General features: G+C 30.1%; 10 protein-coding genes and 1 riboswitch. Of the genes, 3 read left to right on the plus strand and 7 right to left on the minus strand.

All coding sequences use genetic code 11. The annotated features are described in order from the left end of the window. Positions 1-340: 340 nt before the first annotated feature. From recQ to BM384_RS12605, 7 genes are all read right to left on the minus strand, one after another. Entirely contained in the window at positions 341-2,104 is a 1,764-nt protein-coding gene (recQ, locus tag BM384_RS12575) for a DNA helicase RecQ (protein ID WP_090014094.1), read from the minus strand. 198 nt (positions 2,105-2,302) lie between these two features. After that, on the minus strand, positions 2,303-3,097 hold the full coding sequence (thiD, locus tag BM384_RS12580) for a bifunctional hydroxymethylpyrimidine kinase/phosphomethylpyrimidine kinase (protein ID WP_090014096.1): 795 nt from the start codon (positions 3,095-3,097) through the stop codon (positions 2,303-2,305). Positions 3,098-3,105: 8 nt separating this feature from the next. Beyond that, entirely contained in the window at positions 3,106-3,597 is a 492-nt protein-coding gene (thiW, locus tag BM384_RS12585; RefSeq protein WP_090014098.1) for an energy coupling factor transporter S component ThiW, read from the minus strand. Between the two features lie 51 nt (positions 3,598-3,648). Further along, a riboswitch (TPP riboswitch) is annotated at positions 3,649-3,761 on the minus strand. Between the two features lie 24 nt (positions 3,762-3,785). After that, positions 3,786-4,667, minus strand: a complete 882-nt coding sequence (gene sdaAA / locus BM384_RS12590) for an L-serine ammonia-lyase, iron-sulfur-dependent, subunit alpha (RefSeq protein ID WP_090014100.1) — start codon at positions 4,665-4,667, stop codon at positions 3,786-3,788. Between the two features lies 1 nt (position 4,668). Beyond that, a complete protein-coding gene (gene sdaAB, locus BM384_RS12595; protein WP_090014102.1) occupies positions 4,669-5,349 on the minus strand; it encodes an L-serine ammonia-lyase, iron-sulfur-dependent subunit beta in 681 nt (226 codons plus the stop codon). Positions 5,350-5,495: 146 nt separating this feature from the next. Then, a complete protein-coding gene (locus tag BM384_RS17975; protein WP_090014104.1) occupies positions 5,496-5,852 on the minus strand; it encodes a hypothetical protein in 357 nt (118 codons plus the stop codon). Between the two features lie 120 nt (positions 5,853-5,972). Next, the gene (locus tag BM384_RS12605; RefSeq protein ID WP_090014106.1) at positions 5,973-7,625 is read right to left on the minus strand and encodes a nucleoside kinase; all 1,653 of its coding nucleotides are present in this window, start codon (positions 7,623-7,625) and stop codon (positions 5,973-5,975) included. A 140-nt stretch (positions 7,626-7,765) separates the two neighbouring features. Between BM384_RS12605 and BM384_RS12610 the strand changes: the two genes are divergently transcribed. The 3 genes from BM384_RS12610 to BM384_RS12620 all read left to right on the plus strand — a co-directional run. Then, a complete protein-coding gene (locus BM384_RS12610) occupies positions 7,766-8,494 on the plus strand; it encodes a DUF421 domain-containing protein (RefSeq protein ID WP_090014108.1) in 729 nt (242 codons plus the stop codon). Beyond that, the gene (locus BM384_RS12615; RefSeq protein WP_090014110.1) at positions 8,491-8,871 is read left to right on the plus strand and encodes a DUF4363 family protein; all 381 of its coding nucleotides are present in this window, start codon (positions 8,491-8,493) and stop codon (positions 8,869-8,871) included. The genes BM384_RS12610 and BM384_RS12615 overlap by 4 nt, the downstream gene beginning before the upstream one ends. 81 nt (positions 8,872-8,952) lie before the next feature. Continuing rightward, the coding region (locus BM384_RS12620; RefSeq protein ID WP_347455073.1) for a hypothetical protein at positions 8,953-9,203 on the plus strand (251 nt) is incomplete at its 3' end.

Here is a 9,203-nt window from a genome sequence, read left to right on the forward strand (position 1 = left end):
TATCTGCCACATTTACTCTGTCTATTTCGGATAGTTATAGGGCTTTACTTTGTTTTGCAAGCTTACCCATAGACATAAGCCTCAAATGTGATTTGTGTACCTCAGACCAAAGTTTTGCTGCCGACTTCCTTCAGATTCCACCTCACAATGGACACCCTTGTCTTAAGCTATACGGTTGGCACTATCAGCCCCCGTTACGGACTTTCACCGATTAGTGCACGCCCATGCTGGGCGCACAAAAAGAAAAAACACCAGTTTAAATAACTAATGTTTTTCCATTTACTCAAATATTCACTCTTATAAAAATTAAATATTCTTAGTTAATATACCTAATGATATTTTAATTACTTACTGATATTAACTTTAAAATTTCATCTCCATATCTCTCTACTTTCTTTTCTCCAACTCCTCTAATATCCATAAGCTCTTCTTTGCTCTTAGGCATCTTATTTATTATTTCAATTAAAGTAGCATCTGAAAAAATTATATATGGTCTTATTCCATCTCTATAAGCTCTATCTCTTCTCCATTTTTTTATACTTTCATATAATTCTTTATTAACTGCTGTTTCTTCTTCCTTAACTAGTAGAATAACTTTTTTTCCATTTAACAATACATCCATAGAGCTTTGAGTAAGCTTCAACATAGAGTATGTTCCTTCCTTTAATGTAACAAATTTTTCTTTTAACATTTCTTTAATAAGACCTCTTATAAAGGAACTACTATACTCCTTCATAAGTCCAAATGTGGTTATGGAATCTAATTTATTTTGAATTATTTTAGGACCTCTTATTCCTCTTAAAATATCTATAAGTACAGATATTCCATAAGCCTCTCTAGTTCTATATACAGTAGATAATATTATCTGAGCTTCTCTTGTAAAGTCTCTAAGCTCATCATTTTTTAAACAATTACTACAACTTGCACAATAATCTCTATGCCATTCCTTATTAAAATATCTTAATATATTATTTCTGTAACATCCCGTTTTTTCACAAAAATCTATCATTGATTGCAACTTTCTAAGTGCAATTTCTCTTCTCTTTATGCTGCTACTTTTATTAATCATAAATTCAACTCTTCTAATATCATCTCTATTATAAAAAAGATAACAGTCACAAGGGGCTCCATCCCTTCCACCTCTTCCTATCTCCTGATAATAACACTCAAGATTTTTAGGCATAGTACAATGAATTATATATCTTATATTAGATTTATCTATTCCCATTCCAAAGGCATTTGTTGCAATCATAGTATCAAATTTTTCATTAAGAAAATCCTCTTGATTCTGTTTTTTCACTTCATCATTAAGACCACCATGATAAATTCCAACACTATATCCAATATCCTTCAAATAATAATAAAGACTTTCTACTTCTTTTCTTGAAAGACAATAAATAATTCCAGACTCATCTCTATGACTTTGTATTATTTCCTTAATTCCTTCAAGTTTATCTTCTTCTTTAATAACATTAATAGCTAAGTTTTCTCTATTAATATCACCAAAAAACTTATATGGATTATTAATTCCTAAAAGTTTAATTGAATCATCCTTAACTTCATCAGTTGCTGTTCCTGTAAATCCTGATAAAACTGGTCTTACCCTAAGACTCTCAACAAAAGGCTTTATGTATCTATAACTTATTCTAAAATCATGTCCCCATTCAGAAACACAATGTGCTTCATCAACTGCTACCTGAGATATTTTTAATGATTTAACCATATCTATAAAAATTCTTGATTCCAATCTTTCAGGTGCTATGTATAAAATTTTTATTAATCCTAAGGAAGCATCTTTCAGAATATCCTTAATCTCATTAATATCTTGTGTGCTATTTATAAAAGCTGCACTAATTCCATTATCTCGAAGAGAATCAACTTGATCCTTCATAAGAGATATCAAAGGAGATATTACTATGGTAACTCCATCCATAATAATTGCAGGTATTTGATAGCATATAGATTTTCCTGCACCAGTTGGCATTATGCAAAATACATCACGTCCATTTAATATATTCATTATTATGTTAAGCTGTCCTGTTCTAAAATTATCATATCCAAAAAATTTCTTTAATGCATACTTTGCTTTTTCTTTGTTATCCATATAAATGCCTCCTTTACTAATAACTATTATCTATTTTACAATATTTTAATCAACAAATAAAACAAAGTGGTGAAAATTACGCTTTTTATCAAAGAGTTTTAATACCTTCATCCTTTTATAGCAATAAGGAGGCATATCTAAATTGAAATTCAACTTAAATATACCTCCTTATATTCACTTGGAACTTTAGAAAAAATATTATTTATTAAATAATTCATAAAAATGATTTGTAGGACCACATCCCTTTCCAAGTTCAATATTATGTTCAATGGCAACAGTTATATATCTCTTAGCTTCTTTAACTGCCTCTTCCATACTCATTCCCTTAGCACGATTTGCAGCTATTGCTGAAGATAATGTACAGCCTGTACCATGTTTATTCTTAGTCTTAATTATTTCTCCACCTAGTAGCATAAATTTTTCTCCATCATATAAGACATCTGTTGCTTCCATATCAAGGTGTCCACCTTTAACTAAAACATATTTTGAACCTAAAGTTTTTAGTTTTATACAAGCCCTTTTCATATCTTCTACACTTTTTATATCCTCACCTAAAAGAGCTTCTGCTTCATGCAAATTAGGTGTAATTAACTCTGCCATTGGAAACAATTCTTTTATAAGAGTTTCCTTAGCATCTACAGATAAAAGATTAGATCCACTTGTTGAAACCATAACAGGATCTAATATTATTGGTGGAAGTTTGTCTACTTTTCTTAAAGCTCTTGCAATAGCTTTTATTGATTGAGCCTTTGATACCATTCCAATCTTTATAGCATCTATATGTAATATATCCTGAAAAAGTACATCAATTTGGGATTCTATCATTTCTGGTGATATATCCTGCACCCCAAAAACTCCTTGAGTATTTTGTGCTGTTACTGCTGTTATTACGCTCATGGCATAAACTCCATTAGCACTCATTGATTTAATATCTGCCTGAATTCCTGCACCTCCACAAGAATCAGAACCAGCTATAGTTAATGCTGTCTTCATTTAAATCTTTACCTCCTAACTAAAACTTTCTTAACTACAGGAACTTGTAAAAAAATATAAGCCATAACTGCTCCTCCACTGCAGCTTATTAAAAATGGAATAATATATACAAAAATTGCACTCTCCTTTCCCATTAATAAGACTGCTACTGGGTAAGCTAATAATGCGCCTAAAATTCCTGTCCCAATAACTTCCCCAATTAATGCTGATATAATCTTTTTAAATTTCTTAAAAAAGAGTCCTGAAATTAAAGCTCCAACCATACTTCCTGGAAAAGCCAAGAGACTTCCCGTTCCTAAAATATTTCTAAGTAATGATGCAACAAAAGCATTTAGCACAGCATTGCTTGGCCCCAAAGTAACTGCTGAAACAATATTAATAAAATGCTGCACAGGTGACATTTTTGCTCCAATAACTGGAATAGAAAAGGTTCCAAAAACTACTGCTATAGCAATAAACACTCCACTTAAAGCAACATTACGTGACGTATTTTTATCCATATTTACCTCCTTTATAATAAAAAAAGCAGCCTTTTTAGGGCTGCTTAAATACACATAAATATTTTACTTCCCTACGATGGTACTAACCATATCAGGTCATTAAGAATTTTGAAAATTAGCTTTTCAATCTCAGCCAAGCATTATTGGCACTCCTAGTAACTTTACTAATTATTTCTATTTTATCACTTCTATTCTTCACCGTAAACCTTCTTCTTTAGTTCTAAACCAGCTTTAGTAATAGCAACTCCACCTAAAGCAGTTTCTCTTAATTCTGAAGGTAATGATTTTCCAACCTTATACATAGCTGATAAGGCATCATCAAAAGGTATCTTTGACTCAACTCCTGCCATAACTAAATCAGCTGTACATAAAGCACTTACTGCTCCTGAAGAATTTCTCTTTGCACAAGGAATCTCAACAAGGCCTGCTACTGGGTCACATACAAGTCCTAAAACATTTTTAAATACTATAGCTGCTGCATCAAGACTCATTTTAGGAGTTCCTCCCATCATTTCTACAACTGCTGCTGCTCCCATAGCTGCTGCTGAACCACACTCTGCTTGGCATCCTCCTTCAGCTCCAGCCATTGTTGCATTCATTCCAATTATTATTCCTAAAGCAGAAGAGGCAAATAAAGCCTTAATTAATTCATCTTCAGTTTTATTAAGTTTCTTCCCTGCTGTAAGTATTACTGCTGGTAATATTCCACATGAACCTGCTGTTGGACATGCAACTATCTTTCCCATAGCTGCATTAACTTCAGATGAAGAAAGAGCCATTGCCATTGCTAAAATCATAGTATCTCCAGTAAGGCTTTCACCCTTTTCATAATACTTTTTAAGCTTGTACGCATCTCCTCCAATAAGACCACTAACAGAATATATTTCTTTATCCATTCCATCTTTAGCAGAATCTTGCATAACTCTTAAATTCTTTTTCATTTTCTCAAAAAGTTCTTCTCTTGATATATCTCTGTTTTCCATTTCATATCTTATGGCATATTCACTTAAAAGTATATTTTCTTCTTCACATATTTTTAAAAGTTCTTCACCACTTCTTGCTATTTTCATGTTATTCATCCTCCTTAACAGGATTTATACTAATTACCTTACTTATGTACTCTATACTTTCTATTTCATAAATTATGTCATCACTTATTCTTGTATCAACTTCAAATGCCATCGTAGCTTCCTTACCTTTTTGATTTCTAAAAACCTTCATAAAAGCAATATTAATACCTTCATAATATAAAATTGAAGTAACTTTAGAAACAATTCCTGGCACATCCATATGAGATATTATTAATGTTGGATAATCTCCTGTAAATTCAACACTATTTCCATTTACCTCAGTAATTAGAATACTTCCTCCTCCTATAGAGGACCCCATAACTTCACTTTTAGTTCCTTCTTCTGTCTCTATTAAAAACTTAACAGTATTAGGATGTACATCTCCTAAATCATACTCCTTAAAAGTAACATCTAGCCCTTTTTCTTTAGCTATTTCTAAAGATTCTCTAAGTCTTATATCACTTGGTTCCATCCCCAAAATACCAGCTACAAGAGCTCTATCAGTTCCATGTCCCTTATATGTTTTACCAAAAGAACCATGAAGTAAAAAAGTAACTTTTTTAATGTGTCCATGAGCAATAGATCTTGCTACCTTTCCAAGCCTTGCTGCCCCTGCTGTATGTGAACTTGATGGACCAATCATAATTGGCCCTAATATATCAAAAACTCCCGGATTAGTCATAAAATCATCTCCTTTATCATATGTTAAACCTATTACTAAATATAGTTTAATTAATCCAATAAACTTAATCAATACCACTTATGTATTATTCGAAAAAAAAGATAATAATAAGTATCTATTACAATACTTATTATTATCTTCTTTATTTATATAATTTTTTCCAAATCTAAATATTCCTTAATTAAGTTTACAGAAAAAACTACAATTATGAATAGCATAATCAATGAACATACCTTTATATCAATAAAACCTCCCCCTGTAAGGAATGTTATATAAGAATTACTTATACCAATCATTAATAATAATGGAATATATATTTTCTTTCTTTTTAATACATAATATAAAATTAATAGTATTTCTCCTAAAAATGAATATCTTTCATGCATGTGTGGTAGGAAATATACTGCACATAATATTATTGCCGTAGATAGCCCTATGATTTCTATATCTTTTATTTCTTTATTGCAACCTATAAATATGAAAGATATTGTTCCTAATAGCATTATTGTAAATATTATTCAACCTCTTGCAACACTTGTACTATCACTTTGTAGTGAACTACTCTCCACTTCTATAAGTGGAGAGTAGTTCACGGAGATACATCTGTAATGCTTTCAAAATTATTAATATCTATAAAAACAACTTCCCCCAATAAATTCTCTTAATATAGAATTCTCCGGTACATCTTTAAATTCAATAGTTTTAAAGAAACTTATAAAGGATTTTAATCTTACTGCTTCATTATAAACAGGACTTTCTGGTTTGATTTTGTCTAATTCCTTTATGGCATAATCCTTAAGAACACTTAATTCATATACTAAAGTTGAATTAAACATTGCATCAGCCTCTTCTTGATAAACAAAAATATTCTTCTTTTCTCCCTTTCTTATAGATGGCCACATTTTTAATGTATCTTCTCCACCATATCCTCTTGATAGAAAATCCCTAACTATTCTTCTTATTTTTCTTACATCTGTTGTTGCAATTCTATTATGATTATCTAAGCTTAATTGAGTTAAAGCTGAAATATATATTTTAAATTTATTATTATCCTCAATTTCAGACGTTAAGATTGGGTTTAAGCCATGTATTCCTTCAACCACTACAACTCCATTTTCAGGTAATTTTAGTTTATTATGAAGCCACTCTCTTTTACCTTTTTTAAAGTTGTAACTTGGAATTTCAACTTCATTCCCTTTCATAAGTTCATTTAAATTTTCATTAAATAATTTAATATCAATGGCATCAATAGTTTCAAAATTATAATCACCATTTTCATCCTTTGGACTATCTTCTCTATTTAAGAAATAATCATCAAGAGAAATTGGCACAGGAGTCAGTCCATTTACTCTAAGTTGAATGCTAAGTCTCTTTGAAAATGTAGTCTTTCCTGAGGAGGATGGACCTGCTATAAGTACAACTTTTATATCTTTTTTAGATGCTATTTGATCTGCTATATAAGCTATTTTCTTTTCATGAAGAGCTTCAGATACAAGTATTAAATCTTTAAGTTCAGTTTCTTTTAAAACTTTCTCATTTAAACTTCCAACTTCACTTACTCCCATTATTCTAAGCCACTGTTTAGTTTCATAAAATATACTTGCTAGTTTTTTCTGTTCCTTAAAAGGTTTCAGACTTTTAATATCATCTATACTTGGATTTCTTAAAACAAATCCATGAGCATATCTTACTAAGTCAAAAGCTTTAATTATGCCTGTAGAATATGCCATTTGCCCATAAAAGTAATCATATCTTCCATCAAGTTCATATAGCTTTACCTTTTCAAAATCCATTTGATTTAAAAGAGTAACCTTATCTTGCATATTGTATCCCTTGAATATTTCTACTGCTTTTTCTTTATCAACTTCTATCTTATTGATTTTCATATCACTATTAATGATATCTATCATCCTATTTTTAATTAACTTTATTTCTTCATCAGTAAGAGCAGTATCTTTAGAAATTTCACCAAATATGCCTTTAGATATTGAATGTTCAATTGTTATTTGCGAATTTGGAAATAAATCTAGTGCAGCTTTAATAAAAATAAATTGAAGTGTTCTTGAATAAACCTTCCACCCTTCTTCCACATCAGTTGTTACAATTTTCAAATCTCCTGATGCTGGAATTTCAACACCTAATTCATAAAACTTTCCTGACAAACTGCATAATACTATATTATCTTCTTCTAAATACTTATCTATAATATATTTAAAGGTTGTCCCGCCATTTATATAGATTTCATTATTTTCTAAATTAATTTTAAACTTCTCCATAATTTAGGCCCGCCTCTCATGTATTTTTTTACTTCTATTACATTATATACCTGATAGTTCCTTTTACAAAGATTTCTATAAATTGAATAAAGATTTTAAAAATATCAAATACTATATCCTGCAAGGAGGAATTATTATATATGTTTATAGTTTTTATCAGAACAGTAATTTTATATACATTAGTTGTAGTGGTAGTTAGAATAATGGGAAAACGCCAAATAGGAGAACTTCAACCTTATGAATTTGTTATAACAATAATGATTTCAGACCTAGCATCACTTCCTATGCAGGATACAAGATATCCTCTTCTTTTAGGGGTTATTCCAATAATTACACTACTTTTCTTAAAAACAATACTATCTCAGCTAGAACTTAAAAGTCAGCTAGTTAGGAAATTAATAGATGGGGAACCCTGTATATTAATTTATAAAAGTAAAATAAACTATGATATGCTGAAAAAACAGCAGATTAATATAGATGAATTAATGGAAGAAATACGTCTTGCAGGCTATTTTGATTTAGAGGAAATTCAGTATGCAATTTTAGAGAACAACGGACAGCTTTCTATTCTTCCGGCTGATTCTAATTCATTTAGGTTAGGGCAAAGTGATACCAAAAAAAGTCAAACCAATAATGATAATTCAAATTCATCTAACAAGCCTCCTCATCTGCCAAAAATACTTATTACAGATGGTAAAGTAAATACTAATTCCCTTACTAGCATAGGAAAGGATAGAAACTGGATTCTAAAGGAGCTAAAGAATCATAATATTAATTCAATAGAAGATGTACTTATTGCTATGTATGATACTCAAGGAAAATTTAAATATCAGCTTTTTGATGATTATGAAAAGGAGTGTAAAAAATGAAAAACTTATTAGTACCTTCAGCAATGTTTTTATGTCTTATACTGTTTGTCTCCTTTGCAAATTCATCACTTTTAAATTTATGTGATAATATAACTGATAATACAATTGAAATTGAAAATATGATTAGAAATAAAGATTTTGAATCTGCTAATAAAGTAGCTTCTGATATGATAAATTTAATTAATGATAACAATGTAATCTCATCCATATACTTAAATCATTCTGATTTAGACTGTCTTATGGATGAAGCTGCTGAACTATTAATTTATACTGAATGTGAAAATTATGAGGAATGTTTGATTGCAACTAATTCCCTCAGAGCCTTTTCTACCAATTTAAGACATCTTCATGAACCTACTATTGAAAATATTCTTTAAAAGGGGATGTAAAAAAACTCTCCTAAAAAGAAAATCGCTGTAGGCATTAAACTTACAGCGATTTTTTGGTAAAATTAAATTATGATACCAAATAATTTTACTAATAATAATTTTATAACAAAACAATTAAAATTACCACTGGAAATCGAAAAAATTATTGATATTTCAGATCCGGTATATACTTTCTGTGATGTAATAGATCACATTGACCTAAAATCATATTTTGCAGGGGAAGGCTGCAAAACAGGTCGTCCAAGATGTGATTCAGAGAAATTACTTAAAGTTATACTATTCGCATTTATGCAGAACGGAATAAGTTCTTTAAGAGAATT

This window comes from Clostridium sp. DSM 8431, assembly GCF_900116755.1.
GTDB lineage: Bacteria > Bacillota > Clostridia > Clostridiales > Clostridiaceae > Clostridium.

Excerpts from the sequence above, each read along its gene's own strand:
- recQ (WP_090014094.1), bottom strand. The coding sequence starts at position 2,104 with ATGGATAACAAAGAAAAAGCAAAGTATGCATTAAAGAAATTTTTTGGA.
- thiD (WP_090014096.1), bottom strand. The coding sequence starts at position 3,097 with ATGAAGACAGCATTAACTATAGCTGGTTCTGATTCTTGTGGAGGTGCA.
- thiW (WP_090014098.1), bottom strand. The coding sequence starts at position 3,597 with ATGGATAAAAATACGTCACGTAATGTTGCTTTAAGTGGAGTGTTTATT.
- sdaAA (WP_090014100.1), bottom strand. The coding sequence starts at position 4,667 with ATGAAAATAGCAAGAAGTGGTGAAGAACTTTTAAAAATATGTGAAGAA.
- sdaAB (WP_090014102.1), bottom strand. The coding sequence starts at position 5,349 with ATGACTAATCCGGGAGTTTTTGATATATTAGGGCCAATTATGATTGGT.
- BM384_RS17975 (WP_090014104.1), bottom strand. The coding sequence starts at position 5,852 with ATGCTATTAGGAACAATATCTTTCATATTTATAGGTTGCAATAAAGAA.
- BM384_RS12605 (WP_090014106.1), bottom strand. The coding sequence starts at position 7,625 with ATGGAGAAGTTTAAAATTAATTTAGAAAATAATGAAATCTATATAAAT.
- BM384_RS12610 (WP_090014108.1), top strand. The coding sequence starts at position 7,766 with ATGTTTATAGTTTTTATCAGAACAGTAATTTTATATACATTAGTTGTA.
- BM384_RS12615 (WP_090014110.1), top strand. The coding sequence starts at position 8,491 with ATGAAAAACTTATTAGTACCTTCAGCAATGTTTTTATGTCTTATACTG.